The organism is Brachybacterium subflavum, assembly GCF_009299795.1.
GTDB lineage: Bacteria > Actinomycetota > Actinomycetes > Actinomycetales > Dermabacteraceae > Brachybacterium > Brachybacterium subflavum.
The window spans coordinates 127,977-154,070 of the sequence record NZ_VIGP01000005.1; the positions used below are offsets into that span (position 1 = coordinate 127,977).

The following is a 26,094-nucleotide window of genomic DNA, read 5'->3' on the forward strand; positions in this document are numbered from 1 at the left end:
AAGGTTTGTCAGGACATCCGCCGCACCGAGAGGGGACCGCATGCCACCGGGACCGCATTCGCGCGGCGCGCCCACCATGAAGGACGTCGCCCGCGAGGCCGGCGTCTCCAAGGCCCTGGTCTCGATCGTGTTCCGCAGGGCGCCCGGCGCCAGCGAGGCGACGCGCCAGAAGGTCCTCGAGGCCGCGCGGACCCTGGGCTACCGCCCCCATCGCGGGGCGAGCATGCTCGCGCTCACGCGCACCCGTCAGCTCGGCATCGTCCACGACCTGCACAACGGCTTCCACGCGCAGATCGCCGACGCCGCCCTCGCGGCCGCCGAGCGCGCCGGCTACCGCCTGGTGATGACACCGCGCACCCGCACGCAGGACGAGCCGGCCGCCCTCGCCTCGGCGCTCGAGCTGCGCAGCGAGGCCCTGCTCGTTCTCGGCTCGACCCTGCCCGAGGCCGAGCGCGACCTCCTGACCGGCGACGTGCCCGTGGTGAGCATCGGCCGTGCGGCCCGCGGACCTGCGACCGACTGGGCGATGAGCAGCGACGAGGCCGGCATGGAGCTGCTGGTCGAGCACCTGGTCGCGCGCGGGCGCCGCCGGCTCGTCCATCTCGACGGCGGCGCGGGCGAGGTCTCCGCGCGCCGCCGCGAGGGCTTCGAGGCCGCCGCGGGCCGCCGGGGCGGGGAGGTCGATGCGCACGTCGTCCCGGGCGGGCCGACCGAGGCCGACGGCCGGCGCGCCGCCGAGGCCGCGCTCGCGCACTCCCCCACCGCCCTGCTGGCCTTCAACGACCTCGCCGCGCTCGGGGCGCTCGATGCGGCGATGGCCGCCGGGCTCGCCGTGCCCGACCAGCTCGCGGTGACCGGATGGGACGACTCCGCGCTCGCCCGCACCCAGGCGCTCAGCCTCACGAGCGTGCGCCAAGACGCCGACGAGCTGGGCCGATGGGCCGTCGAGGCCGCCCTCGAGCGGCTCGACGAGGGGCGCACCGAGGCGCGCAGCCTGATCCTCGAGCCCGCGCTGCGGGTGCGCCGGAGCACCGGCGGCGACGGGTAGCCGGCGGGGCTCAGACCTCCCCGCGGAGCACCCGCGCCAACCAGCTGGCGCGCGCCGCGTGCGCATCCTTCGAGACCTGCGCGTCCTCGACCACGCAGTCGGAGCCGTGGAAGGCGCCGGAGTGCATGTGCAGCTCGGCGCGAACCCCGGCCGCGGCGAGACGCCCGGCGAAGGCGAGGACCGAGTCGCGGAACAGCTCGGCCGCGCCCACGTCGAGGAACGTCGGCGGCAGGCCCTCGAGGTCCTCGCGCTCCCCAGGGGGCAGCAGATCGGTGCCCGCGAGCACCATCTGCCAGGCGGTGCGGTGGGAGACCGCGCTCCACGCCGGGGAGTCTCCGAACTGGCGCGCCGAGGCGGTGTCGGTGCGGTCGAGCATCGGGCAGACGAGCAGCTGGGCGTCCACGCGGATCCCCCGGCCCCGCGCGTGCAGTGCGCTCGCCGCCGCGAGCCCGCCGCCTCCGCTCTGACCGGAGAGGATGATCGGGACGTCGGCCCGATCGGCGTCGTCCATCGCCGTGAGGACGCCGAGCACCGTGGTGATCATGTCGGGCATGCGGTGCTCGGGCGCGAGCGGATACTCGAGGGTCCAGACCTCGAGGTCGAGCGCCGCGGCGTGGCGGGCGAGGACGTCCACGCCGTCGAAGCGGCAGCCCGCGATCATCCCGCCTCCGTGCAGGAACAGCACGCGTGCGGCCGGCCGCGCCGCCCCGCGCTCCCGCGGCGAGAAGACGGTGATCGGGCACCCGTCCACCGCATCGCTCTCCCGCCACGCGAGACCCAGGCGCTCGGCGACCGCGGGGGCCGTGGTGGTGCGCGCAGCCCCTGCCCGCCGGTACGCCTCGACGTCCTGCGCCGTGCGCAGGTCCGTGGGCATCGCCTGCGCGAGCTCGGCGAGGCCGGCGCGCAGGTTCGCCGCGAGCGGCGCCCGCCGCGGTGCCTCGGCGGCTCGACCCCGGGAGGCGAGAGGACTGCCGCTCATGCCCCGCCCCCGGCCGCGGCCCTCTTCCGCAGGTCGCGCTCGATCTGCTCGAGACTGCGACCGCGGGTCTCGGGGATCAGTCGGACGGCGAACACGATGAGGGCCGCACAGAAGAATGCGTACATCCAGAACGCCCCTGCCGTGCCCAGCAGGTCCAGCAGGGGCAGGAAGGAGAGGGAGACCACGAAGCTCATCGTCCAGTTCGAGAACAGGGTGACGCTCATGGCGCTCCCGCGCGCGTGCAGGGGGTAGATCTCGGACGGGATGATGAACACGACGACGTTGAGGCTCGCGGCGACGGCGGCGATGTACACGGCCACGCACACGAAGGCGACCACTCCCGTCGCCTCCGAGAGGCCGCCGATCGTCATCGTCACAGCCAGGGCGACGAGAGCGAGCACCATCACGGCGACGCCGCTGATCAGCAGCGCCTTGCGGCCGATCCGGTCCACCAGGGCCATGCCGACGATCGTCATCACCACGTTGACGATGCCGATGCCGACGGTGGCGAGGATCGCGGCGGATGCACCGAGGCCCGCGTTGCCGAAGATCACCGGCGCGTAGTAGACGACGGTGTTCACCCCGGTGGCCTGCCCCAGGATCTGCAGTCCGATGCCGGCGACGAGCGCCGGCGCCATCCACCGATGGAGCAGATCACGCAGGCGTCCCGGGCCCTCGGTGCCCACGCGCCGGATCTCCTGGACTTCTCCCTCCACGCTCTCGGCGGGTCGCAGCTGGGCAAGGACCTCGCGAGCACGCGCCTCCCTGCCGTTGGCCAGCAGCCAGCGGGGGCTCTCGGGCATCGCCAGCATCCCCGCCCCGAGAGCGATCGCGGGCACGGCCCCGATCGCGAACATGGCACGCCAGTTGCCGCTGTCCGTGAATGCGAAGCCCACCAGATAGGCGACCGCGATGCCGATCGTGATGAGCAGCTGGTTCACGGCGACGAGGCGACCGCGGGCCGCGGGCGGCGCGACCTCCGCGATGAAGACGGGGACCAGAGCCGAGGCGGAACCGATCGCCAGACCGAGCACCACGCGAGCCGCGACGAGCGCACCGAAGGACGGGGCGATCGCCGCGAGCACCGAGCCGAGGATGAACACCACGGAGGCCACGATGACCATCGTGCGCCGCCCGAAGCGATCGGAGAGCCGCCCGGAGGCGAGCGCTCCGACCATCGCGCCGACGACGATCGAGCTCACCACGACGCCGGAGCTGAGCGGCGTGAGCGAGAAGGCGTCCGTGATGAAGGCGAGTGCACCGGAGATGACTCCGGTGTCGTACCCGAAGAGGAAGCCGCCCAGCGCCACGACGGTCGTGATCGCGACCACCCGTCTCGTGCGGCTCCGGCGAGTGCGGTCATCCTCGGCGGAGCCCGGCGTCGCGCCGAGGTGTTCGGGCATGGATTCCTCCTCCGGTACGCGAACGTCATTGGTCAGAACCAATAGTGCAGCGATGACCTGCCGATCGCAACACGAGGGCGCACGGTGCGATGGCGTACGGGGAACATCTCCACAGTCTCTTGATAAGCTGCGTATATTGGTTCGGACCATTAGATGACATCGAGGGCTTTGGTATGACGATGCGAGCCGCCGACGGGCGTCCCAAGCACGAGTGGCTGGCCTCTCGCCTGCGCGAGAACATCGCCGCGTCGGCCCCGCGCGCGGCGCTGCCACCGGAGCGCGACCTCGCCTCGACCTACGGCGTCAGCCGCGCGACGGTCCGCACGGCGCTGCGCAATCTCGAACTGGCCGGACTGGTCCACCGTGTCCAGGGCGCCGGCACCTTCGTCGCGCCCTCGACCGTCTCGAAGTCACTCGCACTGACCTCCTTCAGCGAGGACATGCGCGCCCGGGGCAGCGTCCCGGGCTCGAGGGTGATCACGGCTGACGAGGCCGGTGCCGACGCCCACCTGGCGGAGTCCCTCGGAATCGCCCCGGGGGATCCGGTCGCACGACTCGTGCGCCTGCGCCTGGCAGACGGTGAGCCGATGTGCCTGGAGACCACGCACATCCCGGTCTCGAAAGCACCCGGGCTCCTGGACGGCGACCTCTCCCAGCCGCTCTACGAACACCTCGATGCGCTCGGTGCCGGCCCGATGCACGCGAGGCAGGTGGTCCGTGCCGTCGCACTCGAGGACGCGCAGGCCGCGCTTCTCTCTGTCCCCGTCGGCTCGCCCGCTCTCGCCGTCACAAGGGTCGCCTTCGACCGTCGGGATGCCGCGGTCGAGCGGACGACGAGCGTCTATCGCGCCGACCGTTACGACATCTCCTTCGGCGTGCGCCGTGCCCTGGTTCCGCGCGGGGCCCAGGAACAGTCCGGACCGACGTCGCCCTCGGAGTGAAGGCGACGGTCACCACCCCGGTCACGATGGCAGCGGACCGCAGAGACGAGGACGGCGAGCCGCGCGCATCGAGTCGCAGCTCGCCCTCCCCGGGCCCAGCCTTGGGCCGAGCTGTCACCCCTTCCGGAACGCCGTCTTCCGCTCGGCGATCAGCGCGTGGAGGAACTCGGCCGCCCACTCGCGCGTCAGCGCCTCCGTCGGCCGGAAGGCATTGCCCGTCGCGACCTTCTGCGTCTTCAGCCAGGAGATCTGGCGGGCGAAGGTGGAGCTCGCCGGCACGTCGCCGAACGGGGGCCTCGTGGGCTTCGGGGTCGACGGGGAGCCCGCGTACCGGTAGAGGTAGGCGGCGCTCTCCTGACGGTTGACGGCCTGGGTGGGGCGGAAGGTGCCGTCGGAGTAGCCGCCGACGATGCCCTCCTGCTTCGCCCAGATGATCGCCCGGTAGTTGTTCGTCTCGCCCTGCTCGACGTCGCCGAAGGGCTCGTTGCGCGGCAGGCGCACCTCGGGCTTCCCGGCAGCGCGGTAGAGGAACGCGGCGAGCGCCGCGCGGGTGACCTTCCTGCGCGGGGCGAACGTGTCATCCGCCCGGCCGGGGATGATCCCCTTGAGGGCCGCCCACTGGATCGCGTCGTGGTGCTCCGAGCCCTTCTTGACGTCGCTGAACTCGGTGCGCGCGGGCAGGATCTGCACGACCGTGGGCTTCGGTCCGGTGCCCTCGAACTCGGGCCAGTAGGAGACCTGCTCGTCGAAGGTGCCGTCCTCGCCCGGGTGCTGGACCGAGACGAAGGCGGTGCGGTCCTGGTCGCGCACGATCGGGCCGCAGGTCTCGGCGTCGACCGGGACGGAGGCGAACTGCTCGACCTTGCCGCGCTGGTTCCCCTCGAGGGTCACGCGGAACAGGCCGTCGTTGAACCCGATGGTGCTCGGGGCGCCGTCGGTCGAGATCCAGAGGTTCCCGACGGAGTCGAAGGCGAGGTTGTCCGGACAGGAGATCGGCGAGACCTTTCTGCGGGGGAAGCCCGAGAAGTAGGTCGAGGTGTTCTGCGCGGGGTCGCCGCACACCAGCAGCAGGTTCCAGGCGAAGGATGTCCCGGACTGCGTGCCCAGCTCGTCGATCTCGACGACGTGGCCGTCGCGGTTGACGGTGCGGGGGTTGACCTCGTCGGGCCCGGCCTTGCCCTCGGTGCCCCGGCCGTCGTTGTTCGTGCAGGCCACGTAGACCTTGCGGCTCTTCAGCGAGGGCTCGACGTCCTCGCAGCGGTCCATCTTCGTGGGGCCGACGGTGTCGGCCGCGAGGCGGGTCTTCACGAGCACCTCGTCGACGTCCATGCCCTCGACCTGGGACTTCCCATCGAGCACGAGCGGGATCCAGCGGCCGGTGCCGTCGAAGGAGCCGTCCTTCGGGACCGCGCCCGAGCCGTTGATGGTGCCCGAGTTGCCCTCGAACTTCGCGACGTAGAGGTCGCCCTCCTCGAGGAGGGTCATGTTGTGCCTGCGGTTGCCCTCCTTGAACTTCTTCGCGGAGACGAACTTGTAGAGGTAGTCGAACTTCTCGTCGTCGCCCATGTAGGCGACCGCGTGGCCGTCCTCGGCGAGGATGACGTTCGCGCCCTCGTGCTTGAAGCGGCCCATGGCGGTGTGCTTGCGCGGGGTAGAGGTCGGGTCCCACGGGTCGACCTCGACGATCCAGCCGAAGTGGTGGGCGGAGTTCTCGTAGCCGTCGTTCGTGGTGTCGAAGCGCGGGTCCACGTTCTCCCAGCCGCGGGCGGTGGCCTTCGCGCTCATGCCGTAGCGCGTGTCCTCGTCGGTGTCGCCGCCGGTGCGGAAGTAGCCGTTGAAGTTCTCCTCGCCGCTGAGCTGCGTGCCCCACGGGGTGAGGCCGCCCGAGCAGTTGCCGAAGGTGCCGCGGGTGGCGTTGCCGCGGGGGAAGTCCTTGGTCTTCAGCAGGTCGGAGAAGCGGGCGGGGCCGGTGAAGGCGTACTTCGTGTCGGCGAGGAAGCGGCGGTTCAGCTCGGCGTCGACCACGTACTCGTACGGCGAGTCGTGGTCCTCGCGCTGCAGCTCGACGACGGTCAGGCCGTGGGCGTTCAGGCCCACTTCGGCGACGGTCTCGGCGTCGGTGTCCTCCGGCAGCATGATGTTCTCGTTCGTGTACTCGTGGTTCACGAACATGACGGCGCGCAGGCCGTCGGTCTCCGGGATCTCCTGGATCTCGGTGTAGTCGTTGTTGTAGCCGAACTGGCGCTTCTGCGCCTCGGCGGTCTGGGCGTCCCAGTCGAAGTCGGGGGCGTCGGAGAACAGCTTGTCGCCCCACTTGATGATGGGATGCCACGCGAAGCCCTCGGGGACGGTGAACTCGTCGACGGTGAAATCGACGGGCTCGATCGCCTCGAAGCGCAGCGGGCTGCCGTTCGGGGCCTTGGGGCCCTTGCCGGCGTCGACCAGGGGGCCGACGGGGGCCGCGTCGGCCGACGGGGCGCCCGCGGTGCCGGCGACGGCGATCGCGAGGGCGCCTGCGGCGGTGCCGCCGAGCATGGCGCGACGGCTCAGCGCGGCCGAGGCGACGTCGCGGAAGGAGGAGTTCGACGAGCTGTTGCAGGTCTCGCCGAGGCACGCGTTCGCGCACTTCAGGGCACAGGTCACGGGCGACCGCTTGCCGGCCACATGATCCTTCATGAGCAGGGGGAGCTGGATGACCACGAGGGGTCCTTTCGCGTGGGGACGTGGCCCCGGCGGAAGGATTCCGGCGGCATGCGCAGCGCGGCACGGTCTCCGTCGCCGCACCATCGGGCGCAGCGCGGACTCCGCCGCCGCACCGACGGGCGCGGCGTGATCCTGCGCGGACGCTCGTGTCGCAGTGGCGCATCCGCAGTCCCCCGGGGCGCGAGGGGCGGATCGAGCATGTCGTCCTGGAATGTCCAGGGCCCCACGTCGACATGACAGGGAGGTGTCGGGACGGTGAGCGCGGCGCGGCGGGCGCGGCGTCAGTGCACGGAGGGTGCGAAGCGCAGGCTCGTGCCGGGCGGGAGCTGGGCGAGCAGGGGGAGGTCAGCCTCGTCGACCACCGCGATCACGGGGTACCCGCCGGTCACGGGGTGGTCCGCGAGGAACACGAGGGGCAGCCCGGAGGGCGGCAGCTGGATCGCTCCGGGGACCAGGCCCTCGCTCGCGAGCTCCCCGGTGCGCACTCGGCGCAGGGGCGCGTCGCCGTCGGCAGCCTCGAGGCGTGCGCCCACCCGGTCGCTGTGGCCGCCGACCACCCAGGTCCGTCCGAGCAGGGCGTCGTCCTCGGCCCAGTCCGCTCGCGGGCCGCGCCGGATCCGCAGCACGGCACCGGCGAGGCCACCGGCGGCCGCATCGTCGTCGGGGTCAGGGTCCTGCGGAGACCGGGGCAGGACGGTCGCCGGCTCCTCGGGGGAGCCGACGCTGCGGTGCGCATCCGCCTGTCCGATGGCGAGCACGTCGCCGGCGGCGAGGGGACGCGGGCCGAGGCCGGAGAGGGTGTCCGCCGCACGGCTCCCGAGCTGGGCGGGCACGTCGATGCCGCCGCGCACCGCGACGTAACCGCGCAGTCCCGACGTCGGTGCGGCGAGGGCGAGCGTCTCGCCGTCGCGCAGGCCGAAGGGCTCGCACAGGGGGACGGGGAAGCCCGCGTCCTCGCGCGCGGCCGCCTCCTCGCCCTCGTCGAGGTCGCTCTCGTCCTCCTCCGCGGCATCGTCATCGGCCCGGTGGATCCTGCCCTCGCCGATCACGCCGGACAGCGCGAGGACGAGGTCGCCGCGGGCGCGCACGCGGAGTCCGCCCAGCAGCGTCTCCAGGACCGCCGCGTCCGGGGCGTTGCCCACCAGGCGGTTCGCCTGGCGGGCCGAGGGGCCGTCGGCCGCACCGGAGCCCGTGACCCCCAGGTCGCCGAGACCGGGCCGGCCGGAGTCCTCCACGAGGGCGCGCGGACCGGGGACGAGGATCTCGAGCGCGGCCGCTCCCGCAGGTACATCAGGGAAGGGACGCGGGGCGGGCTGCGCCTCGACGGTGGCTGCGGCGTCGTCCGAGGCGGTGTCATCCGAGGCCGCGCCGTCCGCTCTTCCCTCGCCGGCCGTCCCGCCCCCGCGCCCCATCACCCGCGCGCTCTCGCGCCGTGCCTCGAAGCGGACGGTGTCGCCGGGGCGGATGAGCGCGGGATCCTTCGCGTCGGGATCGAAGAGCACGGCGTCGGTGCGGCCCACGAGCTGCCAGCCGCCGGGCGAGGCCTTCGGGTAGACGGCCGAGAACTCCCCGGCGAGCGCGACCGCTCCCGCCGGGACGCGGGTGCGCGGGCTGTCCCGGCGGGGGACCGCGAGACGCGCATCGCCGCCGGTCAGGTACACGAACCCGGGGGCGAATCCTCCGAAGGCCGCCGTCCAGGGCGTGCCGGTGTGGGCCGCGACGACGGCCTCGGCGCTGAGCCCGGTGGCGCGGGCGACCTCCTCGAGGTCCTCCCCGTCGTAGACGACGCCGATCCGGCGGGTCCGCCCGGTCGAGGCCTTCCCCGCCTCCGGGGTGCGCGCGGCGATCTCCTCGGCGGCCGCGCGGGCGTCGGCCGAGGTCCCGAAGCGCACGAGCACGGTGCGGGCGGCGACCACGCTCCACTCCTGGCCGGGCAGCGGCGAGGTGCGCACGGAGTCGTTCCAGGCCAGGGCGTCCTCGAGGCTGGGCAGCTCGAGAAGCAGGGCCCGCTCCCCCATCGGCAGCACGCGGGGCGGGGCCGCGCCGGCGCCGCTCCCGCGCTTCGCGCCGCGTCCGCGTGCGGGCCTCGGGTTCGCATCCCGGGCCTTCCCCGCTCTGTCCTCGCGGGGGCTCATGCGAAGCTCCGGACGTCCACGCCCGCGCCCTCGAGTCCGCGGCGCACGGCACGGGCGAGGTCGACGGCGCCTGGGGTGTCGCCGTGCAGGCAGATGCTCGTCGCCTCGGGGCGCAGGATCGTGCCGTCCGTCGCCTCGATCTCTCCGCTGGCGGCGAAGCGGACCATGCGCTCGGCGACCTCACGGGGGTCCTCGATCACCGCGCCGCTCTCCCCTCGCGGCACGAGCGTGCCCGAGGGGGTGTAGGCGCGGTCGGCGAAGGCCTCGCCGATCACCGCGGTGCCCGCCTCGCGGGCGAGCTCCGCCGCGCGGGATCCGGGCAGCAGCAGGAGGGCGAGGTCGCCGAGGGCCCGCACCGCCTCGACGACGGCCCGGGCGTGCTGCTCGTGGTGGACGATCGTGTTGTAGAGGGCGCCGTGCGGCTTCACGTAGGCGACGCGGGCGCCCTCCGCGCGGGCCATGCCCTGCAGGGCGCCGATCTGAAAGACGACGTCGTCGGCGAGCTCGTCGGGACTCGCGTCCACGAAGCGCCGGCCGAAGCCCGCGAGGTCGCGGTAGGAGACGTGCGCGCCGATCGTGACTCCGCGCGCGGCCGCCGCCCGCACCGTGCGCCGCATATGCGAGGGGTCCCCGGCGTGGAAGCCGCAGGCGATGTTCGCACTGGTCACGACGTCGAGGATCGCCTCATCGTCACCCATGGTCCAGGCGCCGAAGGACTCGCCGATGTCGCTGTTCAGATCGATCGTGCTCATGGGGCCTCTCCGTCGACGCTCGTGGACGCATCTCCGCTCCAAGGATCGCAGACTCCCCCGACAGCCGGGCCGTCCGTCGGCCGGGCCGATCGTCCGCACGACCGATCGGCCCACCCCGCCGGACTGGACCGCGATCCCGGACATTCCGCGCGACCGATCGGGTGACTTCGCGCCCAACCCATAAGCATCCCTAGGGGCACCCGGGTACGCTCGTCCCCATGGATCCCCGTCGTGTGCTCATCTTCCGGACGGTCGTGCGCAACGGCACCATCGGTGGTGGTGCCCGCGAGCTCGGCTGGACCCAGCCGGCCGTCTCCCAGCATCTCGCCGCCCTCGAGAAGGAGGTCGGCACGCAGCTGCTGCTGCGCTCCTCGAGCGGCGTCACACCCACCGAGGCCGGCCAGCGCCTGTTCGGCCATTCCGAGCGGATCGCCTCCTCCCTGCACGCCGCCGAGGAGGAGCTCGCCGAGATCACGGCGCTGCGCCGCGGCCGCGTGCGCTTCGCGACGTTCCCGTCGGCCGCGGCCCTGCTGCTGCCGCCTGCGCTCGCACGCATGGGCCGGGAGGCCGAGGGCGTGGACGTCACCTTCGACGAGCTCGAGCCGCCGGACGCGATCCAGCGCCTGCTCAGCAACGACCTCGACCTCGCGCTCGTCTTCCGCTACGAGGGCACCACCGTGGACGCCGAGGGCGCCCTCGAATGGACGCCCGTGCTGGACGACCGCGTGCTCGCGGTCCTGCCCAAGGATCATCCCCGGGCCGACGACTCCGACCTCACCATGGCCGACCTCGCCCAGGAGGAGTGGATCGCCGGGTGCGAACGCTGTCGTGCGAACCTGCTGGTCAACGCCCAGCGAGCCGGTTTCAGCCCGAAGGTCCGGCACACCACGGACGACGCGATCGTGGTGCAGCGCCTGATCCAGCACAGCGGCGGCATCGCCCTGCTGCCCGAGAGCGCGATCGAGGCCGCCCCCTGCGCCGACGTCACCGTGCGCCCGCTGGCCGGTCTCAACGAGCGCACGATCGGGCTCATCAATCGTCCCGGCGCGACGGCGATCCCCGCGGTGAAGGCGCTGCGGGACGCCCTCATCGACGTCGCGGCGGAGCGCTCGAGCGCCGCCGTCATGATCTGAGGAACCGAGGAGGAGCACGATGGAGCCGACGATCGCCCCGGACGCCGGCCGACGGATGAGCCGCGCCGGTCTGTGGGTCCGCCCCGTGCTGATGACCGTGGGCGGGCTCGTGATCGCGGCGCTGCTGCTGATCGCCCACCAGGAGATCGCTGCGGTGCTGCTCGCGATCGCCGCCCTGTTCATGGGCTACTGGACCTCGCCGCTGCGCGGCGGGCGCCATGTGCCGTTCGCGCAGGCACTCCAGGACCGCGACGATGCCCACGCGATCATCCTCTGGGCGCCCGGCGACCCGCTCTCGGCGCGCCTGCAGACGGCGATCCGCGGGGATCGCGACGACGTGGCCTGGGTGAACGTCCTGCGCGACGGCGCCGCCACCGAATTCCTCGAGGCCCACGGCGGCCGCGGCACCCTGCCTCTGGTGATCGTCGGCTCGACCGTGCTGCGCCGCGCGACCGCGGGCCAGTACCTCGAGGCGAAGGGCGAGGGCGAGCAGCGCGCAGCCGAGGAGCGCGCCTCCGGCTCGGCCGCGGACGGTTCGTCCCCCGCCTGACCCGGGCCCTCGCGCCGGTCCGCAGACGCCGGGGTGGCCTTGGCCGCCGACGACGGCATGGTCCCTCTCAGCCGCCTCGGCCGCCTCGGCCGGCTCACCCCCCGAGCGATCCGATCACGACGTTCCAGGTGTGGATCTCGCGCTCGGCGATCAGACCCTCGCGCCGGAACGGATCGTCATCGAGCGCCTTCTCGACGGCGGCGACGTCGGCCGCCTCCACGAGCAGGAGGGCGAGCGCGCCCTCGGTGTCGGCGTACGGGCCGCTGGCGATGATCGTCCCGCGCGCCTGCAGGCCGCCCAGGAACTCCCGGTGGGCGGGACGGTGCTCGTCCAGCCGGGCCGGCTCGTCCGCGTAGTGATAGGTGACGGCGAAGGTGGTCACGGCTGCTCTCCTCGTGCTCGGCGCTGGTCACAGCAGGATAGGTCCGGGGCCGGTCGTTCGACAGTCCCGTCCGTCGGCCCCGTCGGCCCGCCGGGCGCGTCGACCCCGTCGGCCTCGTCGGCCCGCGGGCCGATGCTCGTGCCCGAGGCGTCAGGCGGCGATGACCCCGCCGGCGAGCAGCCCCATCAGCGCCACGGCGATGATGATGCGGTAGATGATGAACGAGGTGAAGGAGTTCTTCGAGACGAAGCGCAGCAGCCAGGCGATCGACGCGTAGGCGACGACGAACGAGACGAGCGTGGCGATGATCGTGGGCCCCCATCCCACGGCCTCGGAGATGTCGCCGGCCGCGCTCACGGACTCCAGTCCGCCTGCGGCGACCAGCGCGGGGATGCCCATGAAGAAGCTCAGGCGGGTCGCGGTCACGCGGTCGAAGCCGAGAAGCAGACCGGCGGAGATCGTGGCGCCCGAGCGGGAGACGCCGGGGAACAGCGGCGCGAGCGCCTGGAAGAGGCCGATGACCAGCGCGTCGAGCACGGAGACGTGGTGCATCTCCTTGGGGGTGATCTGGTTGGCCTGGATGCGGTCGGCCGCCCACATGGCGAAGGACCACACCAGCAGGGCGATCGCGATCACCCACATGCTGCGCAGCGGCCCCTCGATGAGGTCCTTGAAGGCGAGGCCGACGACGGCCACGGGGATCGAGCCCAGGATGACGCCCCATCCGAGCGTGTAATCGGGATCGGTGCGGGCCTCGGCGCTCGCCAGTCCGCGCACCCAGGCGACGGCGATCCGCACGATGTCCTTCCAGAAGTACAGGATCGCGGCGAGGATCGCCCCGACCTGGATCACCGCGGTGAAGGCGGTCATCCCCCGGGAGTCGATGTCGTACCCCAGGAGCTTCTCGACGATGTTCAGGTGGCCGGTGCTGGAGACCGGGAGGAACTCGGTGATCCCCTCGATGATGCCGAGGAGGATCGCGTGCAGCCAGTTCACGGGGCGTCTCCGGATGTCGGTGCGGACGGGACGCCCGGAGCATACCGCCGAGGTGCGGGGCGAGCCTGAGCGGCGGGGGTCCTGGCCCGCGCGGCGAGGGGACGGCCCTCGATGTCCCCGGAAAGGGTGGATCCAGGAGGCCGGCTCCGGACTGGGGCTGGAGCCGCGGCAGAACGCGACCCCGCCCCGCACTTGTCAACTTCTCCGTATTTTCGTAATCTCGGTGACGACAGGCGACGACACCGGCGATCGGCATGGCTGACCGCGGGTGATCACGAGGAGGAACGATGGCCCGAGGAACGGCGACCAGCGACGAAGCGTCCACGCAGGCTCCGTCGGGCGCGTCCATCCCTGGCTGCACGCCCAGCTCGCCGTCGACCTCGACCTCGAACTCGAACTCGGGCGGCAGCCTCGAGGACCGCATGGACCGGATGGAGCAGAGGCTCGAAGGCGTCCTGGCCCGACTGGAGTCAGCAGCGGGAGAGCCGCCCTCCGCTCCGCCGGGCGCAGGCGGGCAACCCCCCTCGTCCGACGCTGCCGATCCTGCCGCCGGCCCGGCCGACCCCGCCGCCTCGGACCGCTTCTGGGCGCTCAACGCGCTGAAGTCGCGCCTCCCCGCGCCCGGCGGCGTGGTCTATGCGGGCGCCGTCGACCTCCCGATCGGCCACGTCGAGTACCAGTGGGGCCGCCCCACCGATCCGCTGCTGCGCGCGGACTGGGCCGATCGGGCCGAGCGCGTCGCGGCGCTCGGCCACCCGCTTCGGCTCTCGCTGCTGCAGAAGCTGCTCGAAGCAGAGTGCACGGTCGCCCAGCTCGTCGACGTCCTGGATCTCGCCTCCACGGGCGTCGCCTACCACCATCTCCATCAGCTGCAGGGCGCCGGCTGGGTCACCTCGCCCTCCCGCGGGACCTGGGCGATCCCGGCCACGCGCGTGGTGCCCCTGCTCGCGATCATCTCGGCACTCGAGGAGGCGTGAACGATGAGCGAGAATCCGAGGAGCGGCGCTCCGCTGGCCGGCGGTTCGACGCCTGAGGAGCCGAGGTCCGGCGCCCCCGACGTCGCCCGCCCCTCCCGCCGCACGGTGCTCGGGGTCGGGGCGGCCTCGGCCGTCGCGCTGCTGGGCACGGGCGCACTGGCCGGTCCACGGCCCGCACGGCTCGGTGCACCGACGGGCGACCGGGAGCTCACGGCCGAGCTCGCCGAACACCTCACCGACCAGCGCACCGTCGCGTGCGCACTGATCGACGGCGACGACATCCGCTTCGCGGGCTTCGGGGCCGATGAGCACCGGGAGTTCGAGATCGGCTCGGTCTCGAAGACGTTCACCGCGGCGCTCGTGATGGACGCCGTCCGCCGTGGCGAGCTCGACCTCGAGGCGAGCGTGCAGGACGTGCTCGGCGCGAGCGCGAAGGGCTCGGCCATCGCGGACGTGACAGTGCGCGAGCTCGCGAGCCACACGTCCGGCATCCCGTCCCTGCCGGGGCCGGTGATCGCGAAGAACCTCTGGCGCACTCCCCTGCACCGCGATCCGTACGCGGGCTTCAGCGCGCAGGAGATCGTGGACCTCGCACTGGATGCGGCGCCCGCGGGCCGCGGCTCGGTCGCCTACTCCAACCACGGCGTCGCCCTCGAAGGGCAGCTCGTCGCCCGCGCCGCCGGCGCGTCCTGGGAGGACTTGCTCGCGGAGCGCGTGCTCACGCCGATGGACCTCGCGTCCACGCGGGCCCCGATCACCGCGTCACGGCTCGGCGCGAAGGCTCCGACGGGGTTCACGCGCACCGGCCATCACAGCGCCGCGTGGACCATGGACGGCTTCGCTCCGGCGGGCGGCATCCGCTCGACCGCTGCCGACCTGGTCACCTGGGTGCGCTCGATGATGGACGGCTCCAATCCGGGGGCCGACGGGATCCGCCCCACCGCGCAGCAGGACGAGAAGACCTCGGTGGGCGTCAACTGGTTCACGACGGCGCTGGCGGGCGGCGGCTCCGCCGTCTGGCACAACGGCGAGACCGGAGGCTTCCACAGCTTCTGCGGGTACTCGCCCGAGGCGGAGCGGGGGTGGGTCCTGCTCTCGGACACGGCCGACTCCGCGACCGACGACCTCGCCTTCCGGATCCTCGACGGGGAGGTCGCGGCATGAACGTCTCCAGCCTGCTGCTCGCCCTCGCCCCCTACGGAGCGGCACTGCTGCTCACGCTGCTGCTGATCCTCGAGCTCGTCCACATGCTGCTGGGGCGCCGCCACCCGCTGCGCATCCTCGATCACGTGCTGAGCTGCGGGTTCTTCCTCCTGCTCGCGGGTCTGATGGTGCCGATCGGCGGCGCGCTCACGATCGTCTGGTGGGTGTTCGTGGCGCTGTCGCTCGGCGCGGCGGCGGTCGCCCTCGCGCGCAGCCGGATCGCCGCACCGACCGCGGTAACGGCTCGGGGCGACGCGCTCCCCGCGCGCGGCACTCCTGGGGCTGCAGCGGCGCGGCGGGACCGTCGTCGGCTCCGCCGGGCGACACGGCCATCGGTCCTCGACGTGGCGATCACGGTCGCCCTGTTCGCGGGCGCCGCGGTGCTCTGGCTCGTCGTCGGCTGATCCCGACGCGCTGGATCCGCCCCACTCGGCATCCCGCCTCGGCCCGCACAGCGACCGGCGCAGTTCCTCCGGCGCCCCGCCCCTCAGCGCGCGCGGACGGGCAGCCAGTCCAGGACGTCCTGGATGCCGCGGTCCCAGAAGTCCCAGGCGTGGACGCCGGGGCGCAGGCGCGAGGTGAGGTCGACGCCCCGCTCCTCGGCGAGGTCGATGAAGGCCTGGTTCTGGGTGACCAGGTGGTCCTCGGTGCCGCAGTCCAGGAACAGGCGCGGCAGGGCGGTCGGGTCGGCCGAGCCCAGCAGGCCCAGGAGGTCGTCGGCCGTGCCGGCGATGTCCTCACCACCCCAGATGCGCTGGGCGAGGTGGCCCGCGTGCTGGCTGAGGTCGAGGGCCGTGGGGTCGAGCGCGCCGGAGAGTGACGCGGCGGCGGCGAAGCGCTCGGGGTGGTTCAGGGCGAGCTTGAAGGCGCCGAAGCCGCCCATGGACAGGCCCGCGACGAAGGTGTCCTCGCGCGCCGTGGAGATCCGGAAGGTGCGTGCGAGCAGCTGCGGCAGCTCCTCGGAGACGAAGGTCCAGTACTTCTCGCCCACGGCCTCATCGGTGTAGAACGAGCGGCGCGCCTCGGGCATGACCACGGCGATCCCGTGCTCGGAGGCATAGCGCTCGATCGAGGTGCGGCGCTCCCATATCGTGCAGTCGTCGCTCAGCCCGTGCAGGAGGTAGAGGACGGGGACGCCTGCGGCGGCGGCAGCTCCGCCGACTGACTGCGCGCCCGCGCCGTCGGCTCCGTCGGCTCCGCCCGTCCCGTCGGCCCCGCCCATGCCGATGCCGGCCGCCTCCTGCGGCATCAGCACCACCATCGAGGTGCCCATGCCGAGGGACTCGGCGAAGAAATCGGTGCGCGTGCGGATCATGGAGGCTCCTCGAAGGCTCAGCGTTCGCGGGCGCGCGCCCGTGGCTCGAGCGCGGCTCCGCCTCGGTTCCGCCTCAGTATCCCAGCAGCGCCCCCACCGCGGGCTGCCGGCGGGCATAGGCGTCCACGAGCTTCTCGCCCAGGTCGACCGAGCGCACGAGCGGGTGCGTGGAGAAGCCCTCCCAGGCGGCGCGGCGCGCGCGCACGGGATCGCCGATCGTCGCGGCCTCGAGGATGCAGCGCTCGGCGCCGCGCTGCTGGGCCATCAGACCCAGCTGCTCGAGGGGCACGGGGCCGACGGCCTGCGGGTGCACGCCCTCGCCGTCGACCAGGCACGGGACCTCGAGGACGAGGTCGGCCGGGAGCTGGGGGACGATGCGTCCCGAGGGGTCCGCGGAGCCTGAGGAACCCGACGCGCCACCGGAGCCCGTGGGCGCGTTGCCGACGTCCAGGATCATCCGCTCGGTGCGGCCGCTCGCGATCGCGGTCATCAGGCGCAGCGCGACCTCCTGGTAGCCGCCGCCGGCGACGTCCTCGGGACGTCGCTCCTCGTCGGCCTCGCGGGACTCGGCCATGTAGGTCGCCTCGCGCTCGTGCAGGGTCGCGCGCCAGGCGGCGAGGGGACCGTCGCAGCAGGCGTCGGCGGGGGCGCCACCGGCCCGGCCGGAGCCGCCGCCCCCCGTCTCCCCCGCGAGGTGGCGGTAGAACCGGCCCTGCTGCGCGACGAGGAACTCGCCGCGGGTGGTGCCGGCCGCGAGGATCCGCTCACGGGCCTGCTGGGTGAACAGGTAGTAGTAGAGGTACTCGTTGGGCAGCGCGCCCATCGTGCGCACCCAGTCGAAGCCGACGAGCCGGGCCTCCTCGATCTGCTCGAGGGCGGCGTCATCGGCGAGGATCCCGGGCAGGCGGTCCTCGCCGTCGACCGAGAGGCCGCGCAGCCAGCCCAGATGGTTCAGGCCCACGTAGTCGATGCCGATGCGGTCGAGGGAGTCGGGCGCGTCGACGTCCTCGCCGATCAGGCGGCTCACGCGCCGCACCAGGCCGATCGGGGTGTCGCAGATGCCCACCACGCGGTCGCCGAGCACGGAGCGCATGGCCTCGGTGACGATGCCCGCGGGATTGGTGAAGGTGATGGTCCAGGCGCGGGGCGCGACCTCCGCGATGGTGCGGGCGATCCCGAGGGCGACGGGCAGCGTGCGCAGGGAGTAGGCGAGGCCGCCGGCGCCCACGGTCTCCTGGCCCAGCAGGCCGAGATCGAGGGCGACGCGCTCGTCGACCGTGCGTCCCTCGGCGCCGCCCACGCGCACGGCGCTGAACACGAAGTCCGCGCCGGCCACGGCCTCGCGCAGATCGGTGGTCGCGACCAGGCGGGGCAGGGGGCCGACGGTCCGACCGCTCGTGCGCAGCTCCTCGCCGAGCTCGTCGATCACCCGCTCGATGGTGCGCAGGCGTCCGGCGTCGACGTCCTGCAGGACGATCTCGTCGATCGTGAGCCCGGTGGCGCCGGTCGCGGCGGCCTCGTACACGAGCGGGACGCGGAAGCCTCCGCCGCCCAGGATGGTGAGCTTCATGGGGTGAGGACCTCCAGGTCGGAGTCGGGGGGCAGGTCCAGCTCGCGGGCCGAGGGCACCCGGTCCGTGACGAGCTGGTCGAAGCGCGTCAGCGGGGCGACCTCGAGGTACCCGGTGCCGGGCAGCTTCTCGTGGTCGGCCAGCAGGCAGGAGGCGGTCGCGATGTCGAGCAGTCCGCGCTTGGTCGGCACCTCGCTGGGGGTCGTGTCCAGCACGGTGCCGTCGGCCCGGATCCCGGACGTGCCCAGGAAGGCGCGGTCCACGCGGATCTGGCGCAGCGCGGACTCGGTGAGCGGGCCGACGAGGCTGCCGTAGGTGGGGCGCAGGATCCCGCCGAGGACCACGAGCTCCACGTCGCGGGCGCCGGCGAGACCCCGCACGACCGCGAGGGAGGAGGTCACCACCGTGATGGAGCGGCCCAGCAGGAAGGGGCACATGGCGGCGACGGTGGTGCCGATGTCCAGGGCGACGACGTCGCCGTCGGCCACGAGGGACGCCGCCCGCTGCGCCATCTCGCGCTTGGGGCCGACGGCGTCGCGGGCGACCTGTTCGAAGCGCCGAGGGTCGGGCTCGGGATGCGCGTCGCCCCGCGGATCGCAGGCGCCGCCGCGCACCCTGCGCACCTGGCCGTCCGAGGCGAGCTGCTCGAGGTCCCGTCGGATCGTCGCCTCCGAGGCGGCGAAGGTCTGCGCGAGATCGGCGACGGGGACCGAGCCGCGGCGGCGCACGGCGGCGACGATCCCACGGCGGCGGTCATCGGTGAGCATGCGGTCAACCTAGCACCGCACGCGCAGCTTCACGCAGTTATGAACACGTTCCTTCATCTTCTCGCATCCTCGCGCAACCTGTGGGAAGCTGAGGTCCCCACTCCCCTGGAGGACCTCATGCACCGTCGCCAGTTCCTCGCCTCCGCCACCGCCGTCGGCGGCATGGCCGCCCTCGCCGCCTGCGCCCCCGGCAGCGGCACCACAGACGACCCGACCGGTCCGTCGGCCGACGAGGTCGACACCGACGTCGCCGGACTCGGCGACATCACCCTGCGGGTGTGGGACCAGGAGGTCCGCGGCTCGCAGGACGAGGCCATCACCGCCCTCATCGAGGCGTTCGAGAAGAAGTTCCCGAACGTGGAGGTCGACCGCGTCAAGCAGTCCTTCGACGACCTGCAGAAGCAGACCGCCCTCACGCTCTCCGGGGGCGACGTCCCGGACGTGCTGCAGGTCAACAACGCGCGCGCCGACATGGGCGAGTTCGTGAAGGCCGGGCAGCTGCTGGACCTCTCGGGCTACGCCGATGCCTACGGGTGGACCAAGCGCTTCTCGGACTCCGTGCTCTCCAAGGCCCGCTACTCGAGCGACGCGAAGACCTTCGGCGAGGGCTCCCTGTGGGGCGTGCCCCAGACCGGCGAGGTCTGCGGCATCTACTACAGCGCGAAGAAGCTGAAGGGCATCGGCGCCGAGCCGCCGACCTCCTGGGACGAGGTGCGCACGGTCCTGGAGACAGCGAAGAAGGCCGACGAGCTGCCGATCATGCTCGGCAACCTCGACAAGTGGCCCGCGCTGCACGTGTTCGGTCCGCTGCAGGCCGCGTACGTCGACCCCGAGCAGATCACGACGCTCGCCATGGGCAACGCGGGCGGCAACTGGACCGACGCGAAGAACGTCGAGGCGCTCACGGAGCTCGCCGACTGGGCGGAGAAGAAGTACCTGGGCGACTCGCCCAACGGACTGGACTACGACGCCGCCTGGGCGGACTTCACCAAGGGCAAGGGCGTGCTGCTGATCGGCGGCTCGTGGCTGGGGACGGACATGGCCAAGGCCATGGGCGATGACCTGCACTTCATGGCCCCGCCCGTCGGCGTCGGCGGGAAGGTCGCGACCACCGGCGGCACCGGACTGCCGTTCTCGATCCCCGCGAAGGCGAAGAACCAGGTCGCGGCCGCGGCGTACATCGACTTCATCACCAGCGAGGACGCGATGGAGCTGATCGCGGACAACGGCGGCATGCCGGTGCTGGACACGGCGTCGCTCGCCCCGGAGAAGGGCGTGAACAAGGAGATCTTCGAGGCCTTCGGCGCCGTCTCGAACGACGGCGTGCTGCTGCCCTATCTCGACTACGCGACCCCCACCTTCTCCGACACCGCGGGCGCGACCCTGCAGGAGCTGATCGGCGGGCAGTCCGCTCCGGAGGACGCCGCCGCGGCGCTGCAGAAGGACTACGCGGACTTCACGGGCGCCTCGTGAGCACGGCCGGATCGAAGCGCCGGCGCGCAGGCGCCCCGTCGGCCGTGGTGCGGGGCCGCCTCACGCCGTACCTGTTCCTGCTCCCCGGCTTCCTCGTCTACGGCGCGTTCGCGCTGTACCCGCTCGTGCGCTCGGCCCAGTTCTCGCTGTACGACTGGTCGGGGATCGGCGCCTCCACCTTCGTGGGGCTGGGCAACTACGCGGACCTGCTGCGCGACGGCGGCTTCCTCGCCGCGATCGGCAACGCCCTGGTGCTCATCATCTTCTACGCGCTGCTGCCGCTCGCGATCGGCCTGCTGCTGGCCGCGGTGCTGCGCCGCGCGCAGGTGCGCGGCCTCGGCTTCTTCCGCACCGTGATCTTCCTGCCGCAGGTGGTCGCGCTGGTCGTGGTCGCCGTCGCCTGGAAGCACATCTATGCGCCCGACGGTCCCCTGAACACCGTGCTGCGCGCCGTGGGCCTGGACTCCCTCGCCCGCGGCTGGCTGGGCGACCCCGGCGCGGCGCTGCCGGCCGTCGGCTTCATCGGCACCTGGCTCGAGATGGGGCTGGTGATGCTCCTGCTGCTCGCGGGCATGAGCCGCATCCCCGAGGACCTCTACGAGGCGGCGCGCCTGGACGGCGCCGGGCCGGTGCGCGAGTTCTTCGCGATCACGCTGCCCTCCGTGCGCGGGGAGATCGTCTCGGCGCTCGTGCTCACGATCATCGCGGCCCTGAAGACCTTCGACCTCGTGTACATGACGACCTCGGGCGGGCCGGGCGACGCCACCACGGTGCCCAGCTACGAGGTCTACCGCAGGGCCTTCGAGCTCAAGGACGTGGGCTCGGCGAGCTCTGTCGCGATCGTGCTGACGATCCTCGTGTTCGCGATCAACCTGCTGGTCACGCGCATCGACGAGCGGCCGGAGACGCGAGGGGGCCGACGATGAGGGTCTCCCCCGCCGAGCGCACCATGAACTACGTCGTCCTCGCGGCGTTCGCCGTGTTCGCGCTGTTCCCCGTCCTCACGATCCTGCGCGACGCCTTCTCCCCGCGCATCGGCGCCGCCGGCGGCATCCATCCGGAGAACCTCATCGACGCCTGGCGCATCGGCGGCTTCGGGGCCTCGCTGGGGAACTCCCTCGTGGTCGCGCTGATCGTCGTGGTGGTCTCCGTGGCCCTGTCGCTCGGGACGGGCTACGCCTTCGGCACCATGCGCTTCCCGGGCTCGCGCGTGCTGTTCCCGCTGTTCCTGCTGGGCCTCATGATCCCCGCCGAGGCGATCGTGATCCCGCTGTTCTACGACCTGCGCACGGTGGGCCTCACCGACACCTACGCGGCGATCGCCCTGCCGCAGATCGCGCAGTCGATCGCCTTCGGCACCTTCTGGATGCGCGCCCAGTTCCGCGCCCTGCCCCAGAGCCTCGTCGAGGCCGCCGCGCTCGACGGGGCGGGCCCGCTGCGCGCGCTGGTGCGGATCCTGGTGCCGGCCTCGCGGCCCGCGATCGTCACCCTCGTGGTGCTGGTGGGCCTGTGGACCTGGAACGAGTTCCTCATCGCCCTGGTGATGACGCCGTCGGGCCGGCACCGCACCGCCCCGCTGGGCCTGGCGAACTTCCAGGGCCAGTACACGGCCGACAACGCCCTGCTCGCCGCGGGAGCGATCATCGTCGCCGCGCCGATGCTGATCCTGTTCCTGGTGCTCCAGCGCCACTTCATCCGCGGCATGATCGACGGGGCCTCGAAGGAATGAGAGACGGAGTGAGAGAGATGGACGAGACCGCACCTGCGACCGACCCGTCGGCCGGCCCGTCGGCCGGCCCCGCCCCCGCCACGACCGCCGCCCCCGGGGACTGGGACCCGCTTGCCTCCCAGCGCACCCCGGACGATCCGCCGCTGGACGTGCTGCTCTCGGGCACCGTCTTCTTCGACATCGTCTTCACGGGGCTCGAGCGGATGCCCGCTCCGGGCGAGGAGCTGTGGTCCGAGGGGCTCGGCTCGTGCCCCGGAGGGATCGCGAACCTCGCGACGGCGACCGCGCGCCTGGGCCTGCGCACCGGGCTCGTCGCCGGCTTCGGGGACGACGCCTACGCGGACTGGATGTGGGAGACCCTCAGCCGCGACGAGGGCATCGATCTGCACGCCTCGCGCCGCTTCCCCAGCTTCCACTCGCCGCTCACCGTCTCCGTCGCCACCCCGCAGGACCGGGCGATGGTCACCCACGGCCATCCCCTGCCCGAGCCGCTCTCGACGCTCATCGACAGGGCGCCCGCCGCCCGCGCGGCCGTCGTGGACCTCGCCGGGGAGACCGCCTGGTGGTCGCGCCTGGCGGAGGCGGGAACGATGATCTTCGCCGACATCGGCTTCGATGCGACCGGCCGCTGGGATCCGGCCGACCTCGCCCCGCTCACCCACTGCCACGCCTTCACCCCCAACGCGGTCGAGGCCATGGGCTACACGCGCACCTCCACCCCGGGCGCCGCCGTGCGGGCGCTCGCCGAGAAGGTGCCGCTCGCGATCGTCACCGACGGCGCCGAGGGCGCCTACGCGATCGACTCCTCGACCGGCGAGGAGGAGTACTGCCCGGCCGTCCCGGTGCGCGCCCTGGACACCACCGGCGCGGGCGACGTGTTCGCCGCCGCGATCGTGCTGGGCACCCTCGCCGGCAGGCCCCTCGAGCAGCGCCTGAAGTTCGCCTCGCTGTGCTCGGCACTGGCCGTCCAGCAGTTCGGCGGCTCGCTCGCCGCGCCCGGCTGGGGCGACATCACCGACTGGTGGAGGGCGCTGACCAGCTCCTCCGACGGCGGCGACCTGCGCGCCAAGCACACCCGCGACGGCTACTGCTTCCTCGAGGAGGTGATCCCCGACCACGCCGTCCAGGGCAAGCGCCGCGCCCAGGGCACCTTCGCGCTGCGCTCGGACGCCGGCGCGCACTGAGCGCCGCGGCCGGGCCGTCCGGGCGGGCCGCAGCCCGAGGATCCGTTCGAGGAGGAATGATGATCCCGATCCCCCAGTCCACGACCCGCCCCACCCGCCGCAGCGTCCTGCGCGGCGGCGCGGCCCTCACCCTCGCCGGCGGCGTCGGAGCGCTCGCCGGCGGAGCGCTCACGCCCGCCGAGCAGGCCGCGGCCGCCGGCACCATCGACCTGGACGTGCTGTACATCGGCGCGCACCCGGACGACGAGGCGTGGGCGCTCGCCGCCTTCGGCCAGTGGCACGAGTTCCACGACCAGGAAGCGGGCGTCATCACGGTGACCCGCGGCGAGGGCGGCGGCAACGCCGTCGGCCTCGAGGAGGGCCCCGAGCTGGGCGTGATCCGCGAGGCGGAGGAGCGCACCGCGGTGGGCATCGCCGGCATCCGCCACGTCTTCAACCTCGACGCCGTGGACTTCTACTACACGCTCTCCGCGCCGCTCACCCAGGAGGTGTGGGGTGAGAAGGCCGTGCTCGGCCGCATCATCCGCGTCGTGCGCGCGACGCGGCCCGACGTCATCGTGACGATGAACCCGTCGGCCGTCGAGGGCAATCATGGCAACCACCAGCAGGCGGCGCGCTTCGCGCTCGAGGCCTACCTGATGGCCGGCCGCGAGGACGTCTTCCCCGAGCACTTCGACGAGGGGCTGAAGCCCTTCTCCCCCGCCCGGATCCTGCGCTCGGGGTCCGACGGCACGGGCGGCACCGGCCCCGACGCGGTCGCCGAGGGATTCGAGCCCGCGGTCGCCTCCGACCTCGTCTTCGGCGCCTGGAACGGCACGGAGTCCGCGGAGCACGGCACGCGCTGGAGCGCTCTGCTCGATACGTCGATCCACTCCTACGCCACGCAGGGCTGGACGGTGAACCCGCCGTCGCCGACCGATCCCGCGAAGATCCCCGTCGCCTGGTTCACGCTCCTGGACTCCCGCACGCCGCTCGCCGATCCCACCAGCGGCGACGATGCCGCGTTGCGCGGTGCGTCCCTGCCGTCGGCAAAGGGCGGGCTGCCCGAGGGCACGCGACTGGAGATCAGCGCCGACGCCTTCGAGGTGGTCCCCGGCGTCCCGTTCACCGTGGAGGTCACCGCGCGCGCCGCGCGCCGTGCCCTGCCGCGCGCGGAGGTGGCGCTGGAGACGCCGAAGGGCTGGAGCGTGGAGGGGAGGACCTCCCTCGGCACGATCTCGAAGGGCCGCAGCGCGACCGCCCGGCTCACCGTCATGCCCGCCTCCGACGCCGAGACCGGGACGGCCGTGCAGCTGACGGCGACTCTGCGCTGCCGGCGGGGCGAGGGCCGCAACGTGCTCCCTCTGCAGGTCTCCGGTCCTGTCCGCGCGGGCCTTGCTTCCCGCTCGGAGATCGCGCAGTTCCTGGAGTGGACCGAGAGCCTGGGCATGCAGCGCCTGGACGCGCTGGTCCCGACGCAGCACGCGCTGGGATCGGGGCTCGCGAAGACGCTCGACGTCGAGGCCCGCAACCTCACCGACGAGGCCCGCTCCGCAGATGTGGAGCTCACGCTTCCCGAGGGCCTCACGGCGGACCCCGCGACACTCACTGTCGCCTCGATCCCGGCTCACGGGACGAAGACCGTGCAGGTCACCCTCGAGAACACGGACGCGTCCCTGCCGACGGCCAACCGCGCGCCGCACGGCGGGGTCTACCCGGTAACGGTGCGCGCCGTGAGCGACGGCGCCGCGCACGTGGAGAAGCAGGGGCTCGTGCTCGTGCCCCGACTGGTCGCGAAGCCCTCGGACGGGGTCGAGGTCGACGGGCGCCGGGAGGACGGCGAGTACCCGGGCGGTCCGATCGACGTGGGCACCCTGTGGGAGGGCGCCGAGGTCACCGCGGAGGACGCCTCGGGCTCCGCCTGGGTCACCTTCGACGACGAAGCGCTGCACGTCTTCGTGCACGTCGTCGACGACACCGAGGGCACGGTGCTCGGGGCCGACGACAACAAGCAGCGCTTCCGCACCGACTCCGTCGAGATCATGATCGACCCGCGCGGCACCTCCGAGGCGACCGCCTCGACCTTCATCCTGGGGATCCTCCCGGACACCCTCGACGCCGACGCGGCCTCGGCCGGGGTCGCCGCGGGCCGGGACCACGACCAGCACCAGGGCCCCCTCGAGAGGACGGCGCCGGGGGTGCGCGTCGCCTCCCGCATCAGCGACCCGTACGAGGGCTACGACCTCGAGGCGACCATCCCCTTCGACGCCCTGCCCAACGGGATCGATCCGGAGCACATCGGGCTGAACGTGGTCGTGTACGAGTCCGACACCCAGGACCGCACCGGGCAGTCCCGCATCGGCTGGTCGACCTTCCCCGGCGTGCAGGCGGACCCGTTCCGCTGGGGCGTGCTGCAGCTGCCGCAGGCCGACGCCGGGGACGACGCACCGCAGGATCCCGTCATCCCGAACACGGCCGCCCGCTCGGTCGAGTCCGCCCAGTCGATCGTCCAGTCGGCGGGAGACGGCGTGGGCCTCGGCGGCAGGCCCGCCCTGGGACGCTCCGTGCTGAGCATCCACGACGTCCGCCGCTCCGGCGACCGGGTGCGCGGCCGCGTCCGCTCGCGCCGCGGCGGCACCCTGCGCGTCCTCGCCTGGGACGGCGAGCGCACGCTGGGCCGTGCCGAGGAGGTGAGGATCCGCGCCGGCGGGACCGCGCGGGTCTCCGTCCCGATCGAGGAGGCGAAGGGCGGATCCTCCTCGAAGCACCGGATCATCCTCGCCGCCTCCCTCGAGGACGCCGACGGAGCGACGGCCGCCGCGACCGCGAAGGCGTGAGCGCGGTCGACATCGCACCCGCATCGCGCACCCCGTGA

22 protein-coding genes are annotated in these 26,094 nt (G+C 73.0%); 12 read left to right on the forward strand and 10 right to left on the reverse strand.

Going from position 1 to position 26,094, the window contains the following annotated elements:
• Window positions 1–40 precede the first annotated feature (40 nt).
• The gene (locus FHG10_RS12915; protein WP_152353757.1) at window positions 41–1,048 is read left to right on the forward strand and encodes a LacI family DNA-binding transcriptional regulator; all 1,008 of its coding nucleotides are present in this window, start codon (window positions 41–43) and stop codon (window positions 1,046–1,048) included.
• A 10-nt stretch (window positions 1,049–1,058) separates the two neighbouring features.
• On the opposite strand, the gene FHG10_RS12920 is transcribed toward FHG10_RS12915, so the two are convergent.
• Together FHG10_RS12920 and FHG10_RS12925 are read right to left on the reverse strand one after the other, a co-directional pair.
• Complete coding sequence (locus FHG10_RS12920) at window positions 1,059–2,027, reverse strand: alpha/beta hydrolase (protein WP_152353758.1); 969 nt, start codon at window positions 2,025–2,027, stop codon at window positions 1,059–1,061.
• Window positions 2,024–3,580 carry a sugar porter family MFS transporter gene (locus tag FHG10_RS12925; RefSeq protein WP_227488241.1) on the reverse strand — a complete coding sequence of 519 codons (1,557 nt, stop codon included), beginning with the start codon at window positions 3,578–3,580 and terminating at the stop codon, window positions 2,024–2,026. Before FHG10_RS12925 ends, FHG10_RS12920 begins: the two co-directional genes overlap by 4 nt.
• Before the next feature lie 23 nt (window positions 3,581–3,603).
• Here FHG10_RS12925 and FHG10_RS12930 point away from each other — a divergent pair, with 23 nt between their 5' ends.
• Window positions 3,604–4,371, forward strand: a complete 768-nt coding sequence (locus FHG10_RS12930) for a GntR family transcriptional regulator (RefSeq protein ID WP_227488242.1) — start codon at window positions 3,604–3,606, stop codon at window positions 4,369–4,371.
• A 114-nt stretch (window positions 4,372–4,485) separates the two neighbouring features.
• Here FHG10_RS12930 and FHG10_RS12935 read toward each other — a convergent pair whose 3' ends face one another.
• From FHG10_RS12935 to FHG10_RS12945, 3 genes are all read right to left on the reverse strand, one after another.
• A complete protein-coding gene (locus FHG10_RS12935) occupies window positions 4,486–7,047 on the reverse strand; it encodes an alkaline phosphatase PhoX (protein WP_319803215.1) in 2,562 nt (853 codons plus the stop codon).
• A 308-nt stretch (window positions 7,048–7,355) separates the two neighbouring features.
• Window positions 7,356–9,209 carry a 5-oxoprolinase subunit B/C family protein gene (locus FHG10_RS12940; RefSeq protein WP_227488244.1) on the reverse strand — a complete coding sequence of 618 codons (1,854 nt, stop codon included), beginning with the start codon at window positions 9,207–9,209 and terminating at the stop codon, window positions 7,356–7,358.
• Window positions 9,206–9,961: a LamB/YcsF family protein gene (locus tag FHG10_RS12945; RefSeq protein WP_152353761.1), complete on the reverse strand. Its 756-nt coding sequence runs from the start codon at window positions 9,959–9,961 to the stop codon at window positions 9,206–9,208. The genes FHG10_RS12940 and FHG10_RS12945 overlap by 4 nt, the downstream gene beginning before the upstream one ends.
• A 218-nt stretch (window positions 9,962–10,179) precedes the next feature.
• Between FHG10_RS12945 and FHG10_RS12950 the strand changes: the two genes are divergently transcribed.
• Both FHG10_RS12950 and FHG10_RS12955 read left to right on the forward strand, forming a co-directional pair.
• A complete protein-coding gene (locus FHG10_RS12950; RefSeq protein ID WP_152353762.1) occupies window positions 10,180–11,094 on the forward strand; it encodes a LysR family transcriptional regulator in 915 nt (304 codons plus the stop codon).
• A 19-nt stretch (window positions 11,095–11,113) separates the two neighbouring features.
• On the forward strand, window positions 11,114–11,644 hold the full coding sequence (locus tag FHG10_RS12955; RefSeq protein WP_227488245.1) for a hypothetical protein: 531 nt from the start codon (window positions 11,114–11,116) through the stop codon (window positions 11,642–11,644).
• Between the two features lie 94 nt (window positions 11,645–11,738).
• On the opposite strand, the gene FHG10_RS12960 is transcribed toward FHG10_RS12955, so the two are convergent.
• Together FHG10_RS12960 and FHG10_RS12965 are read right to left on the reverse strand one after the other, a co-directional pair.
• Window positions 11,739–12,026, reverse strand: a complete 288-nt coding sequence (locus FHG10_RS12960; RefSeq protein WP_152353763.1) for a YciI family protein — start codon at window positions 12,024–12,026, stop codon at window positions 11,739–11,741.
• A gap of 150 nt (window positions 12,027–12,176) precedes the next feature.
• Window positions 12,177–13,022, reverse strand: a complete 846-nt coding sequence (locus FHG10_RS12965) for an undecaprenyl-diphosphate phosphatase (protein ID WP_152353764.1) — start codon at window positions 13,020–13,022, stop codon at window positions 12,177–12,179.
• A gap of 287 nt (window positions 13,023–13,309) precedes the next feature.
• Between FHG10_RS12965 and FHG10_RS12970 the strand changes: the two genes are divergently transcribed.
• The 3 genes from FHG10_RS12970 to FHG10_RS12980 are packed head-to-tail and all read left to right on the forward strand — an operon-like array spanning window position 13,310 to window position 15,606.
• Entirely contained in the window at window positions 13,310–13,999 is a 690-nt protein-coding gene (locus FHG10_RS12970; protein ID WP_227488246.1) for a helix-turn-helix domain-containing protein, read from the forward strand.
• Window positions 14,000–14,002: 3 nt separating this feature from the next.
• A complete protein-coding gene (locus FHG10_RS12975; RefSeq protein WP_152353765.1) occupies window positions 14,003–15,163 on the forward strand; it encodes a serine hydrolase domain-containing protein in 1,161 nt (386 codons plus the stop codon).
• On the forward strand, window positions 15,160–15,606 hold the full coding sequence (locus FHG10_RS12980; RefSeq protein ID WP_152353766.1) for a hypothetical protein: 447 nt from the start codon (window positions 15,160–15,162) through the stop codon (window positions 15,604–15,606). The genes FHG10_RS12975 and FHG10_RS12980 overlap by 4 nt, the downstream gene beginning before the upstream one ends.
• Before the next feature lie 83 nt (window positions 15,607–15,689).
• On the opposite strand, the gene FHG10_RS12985 is transcribed toward FHG10_RS12980, so the two are convergent.
• The 3 genes from FHG10_RS12985 to FHG10_RS12995 all read right to left on the reverse strand — a co-directional run bounded on the left by FHG10_RS12985 (window position 15,690) and on the right by FHG10_RS12995 (window position 18,854).
• The gene (locus FHG10_RS12985; protein WP_152353767.1) at window positions 15,690–16,517 is read right to left on the reverse strand and encodes an alpha/beta hydrolase; all 828 of its coding nucleotides are present in this window, start codon (window positions 16,515–16,517) and stop codon (window positions 15,690–15,692) included.
• Window positions 16,518–16,590: 73 nt separating this feature from the next.
• Window positions 16,591–18,087 carry a family 4 glycosyl hydrolase gene (locus FHG10_RS12990; protein WP_152353768.1) on the reverse strand — a complete coding sequence of 499 codons (1,497 nt, stop codon included), beginning with the start codon at window positions 18,085–18,087 and terminating at the stop codon, window positions 16,591–16,593.
• Window positions 18,084–18,854 carry a DeoR/GlpR family DNA-binding transcription regulator gene (locus FHG10_RS12995; RefSeq protein ID WP_152353769.1) on the reverse strand — a complete coding sequence of 257 codons (771 nt, stop codon included), beginning with the start codon at window positions 18,852–18,854 and terminating at the stop codon, window positions 18,084–18,086. Before FHG10_RS12995 ends, FHG10_RS12990 begins: the two co-directional genes overlap by 4 nt.
• Before the next feature lie 39 nt (window positions 18,855–18,893).
• Here FHG10_RS12995 and FHG10_RS13000 point away from each other — a divergent pair, with 39 nt between their 5' ends.
• The 5 genes from FHG10_RS13000 to FHG10_RS13020 are packed head-to-tail and all read left to right on the forward strand — an operon-like array spanning window position 18,894 to window position 26,056.
• Complete coding sequence (locus tag FHG10_RS13000) at window positions 18,894–20,327, forward strand: sugar ABC transporter substrate-binding protein (RefSeq protein WP_319803211.1); 1,434 nt, start codon at window positions 18,894–18,896, stop codon at window positions 20,325–20,327.
• Entirely contained in the window at window positions 20,324–21,253 is a 930-nt protein-coding gene (locus FHG10_RS13005; RefSeq protein ID WP_227488247.1) for a carbohydrate ABC transporter permease, read from the forward strand. Before FHG10_RS13000 ends, FHG10_RS13005 begins: the two co-directional genes overlap by 4 nt.
• Window positions 21,250–22,056: a carbohydrate ABC transporter permease gene (locus tag FHG10_RS13010; RefSeq protein ID WP_152353770.1), complete on the forward strand. Its 807-nt coding sequence runs from the start codon at window positions 21,250–21,252 to the stop codon at window positions 22,054–22,056. Before FHG10_RS13005 ends, FHG10_RS13010 begins: the two co-directional genes overlap by 4 nt.
• A 17-nt stretch (window positions 22,057–22,073) precedes the next feature.
• Window positions 22,074–23,240, forward strand: coding sequence for a carbohydrate kinase family protein (locus FHG10_RS13015; RefSeq protein WP_193636307.1), 1,167 nt, complete (start codon window positions 22,074–22,076; stop codon window positions 23,238–23,240).
• A 59-nt stretch (window positions 23,241–23,299) separates the two neighbouring features.
• Window positions 23,300–26,056 carry a PIG-L family deacetylase gene (locus FHG10_RS13020; protein ID WP_193636308.1) on the forward strand — a complete coding sequence of 919 codons (2,757 nt, stop codon included), beginning with the start codon at window positions 23,300–23,302 and terminating at the stop codon, window positions 26,054–26,056.
• Window positions 26,057–26,094 lie beyond the last annotated feature (38 nt).

Excerpts from the sequence above, each read along its gene's own strand:
- FHG10_RS12935 (WP_319803215.1), bottom strand. The coding sequence starts at position 7,047 with ATGAAGGATCATGTGGCCGGCAAGCGGTCGCCCGTGACCTGTGCCCTG.
- FHG10_RS13015 (WP_193636307.1), top strand. The coding sequence starts at position 22,074 with ATGGACGAGACCGCACCTGCGACCGACCCGTCGGCCGGCCCGTCGGCC.
- FHG10_RS12945 (WP_152353761.1), bottom strand. The coding sequence starts at position 9,961 with ATGAGCACGATCGATCTGAACAGCGACATCGGCGAGTCCTTCGGCGCC.
- FHG10_RS13010 (WP_152353770.1), top strand. The coding sequence starts at position 21,250 with ATGAGGGTCTCCCCCGCCGAGCGCACCATGAACTACGTCGTCCTCGCG.
- FHG10_RS12920 (WP_152353758.1), bottom strand. The coding sequence starts at position 2,027 with ATGAGCGGCAGTCCTCTCGCCTCCCGGGGTCGAGCCGCCGAGGCACCG.
- FHG10_RS12975 (WP_152353765.1), top strand. The coding sequence starts at position 14,003 with ATGAGCGAGAATCCGAGGAGCGGCGCTCCGCTGGCCGGCGGTTCGACG.
- FHG10_RS12930 (WP_227488242.1), top strand. The coding sequence starts at position 3,604 with ATGACGATGCGAGCCGCCGACGGGCGTCCCAAGCACGAGTGGCTGGCC.
- FHG10_RS13000 (WP_319803211.1), top strand. The coding sequence starts at position 18,894 with ATGAACACGTTCCTTCATCTTCTCGCATCCTCGCGCAACCTGTGGGAA.
- FHG10_RS13020 (WP_193636308.1), top strand. The coding sequence starts at position 23,300 with ATGATCCCGATCCCCCAGTCCACGACCCGCCCCACCCGCCGCAGCGTC.
- FHG10_RS12940 (WP_227488244.1), bottom strand. The coding sequence starts at position 9,209 with ATGAGCCCCCGCGAGGACAGAGCGGGGAAGGCCCGGGATGCGAACCCG.
- FHG10_RS12915 (WP_152353757.1), top strand. The coding sequence starts at position 41 with ATGCCACCGGGACCGCATTCGCGCGGCGCGCCCACCATGAAGGACGTC.
- FHG10_RS12985 (WP_152353767.1), bottom strand. The coding sequence starts at position 16,517 with ATGATCCGCACGCGCACCGATTTCTTCGCCGAGTCCCTCGGCATGGGC.
- FHG10_RS12980 (WP_152353766.1), top strand. The coding sequence starts at position 15,160 with ATGAACGTCTCCAGCCTGCTGCTCGCCCTCGCCCCCTACGGAGCGGCA.
- FHG10_RS12970 (WP_227488246.1), top strand. The coding sequence starts at position 13,310 with ATGGCCCGAGGAACGGCGACCAGCGACGAAGCGTCCACGCAGGCTCCG.
- FHG10_RS12925 (WP_227488241.1), bottom strand. The coding sequence starts at position 3,580 with ATGGTCCGAACCAATATACGCAGCTTATCAAGAGACTGTGGAGATGTT.
- FHG10_RS12990 (WP_152353768.1), bottom strand. The coding sequence starts at position 18,087 with ATGAAGCTCACCATCCTGGGCGGCGGAGGCTTCCGCGTCCCGCTCGTG.
- FHG10_RS12995 (WP_152353769.1), bottom strand. The coding sequence starts at position 18,854 with ATGCTCACCGATGACCGCCGCCGTGGGATCGTCGCCGCCGTGCGCCGC.
- FHG10_RS12950 (WP_152353762.1), top strand. The coding sequence starts at position 10,180 with ATGGATCCCCGTCGTGTGCTCATCTTCCGGACGGTCGTGCGCAACGGC.
- FHG10_RS12955 (WP_227488245.1), top strand. The coding sequence starts at position 11,114 with ATGGAGCCGACGATCGCCCCGGACGCCGGCCGACGGATGAGCCGCGCC.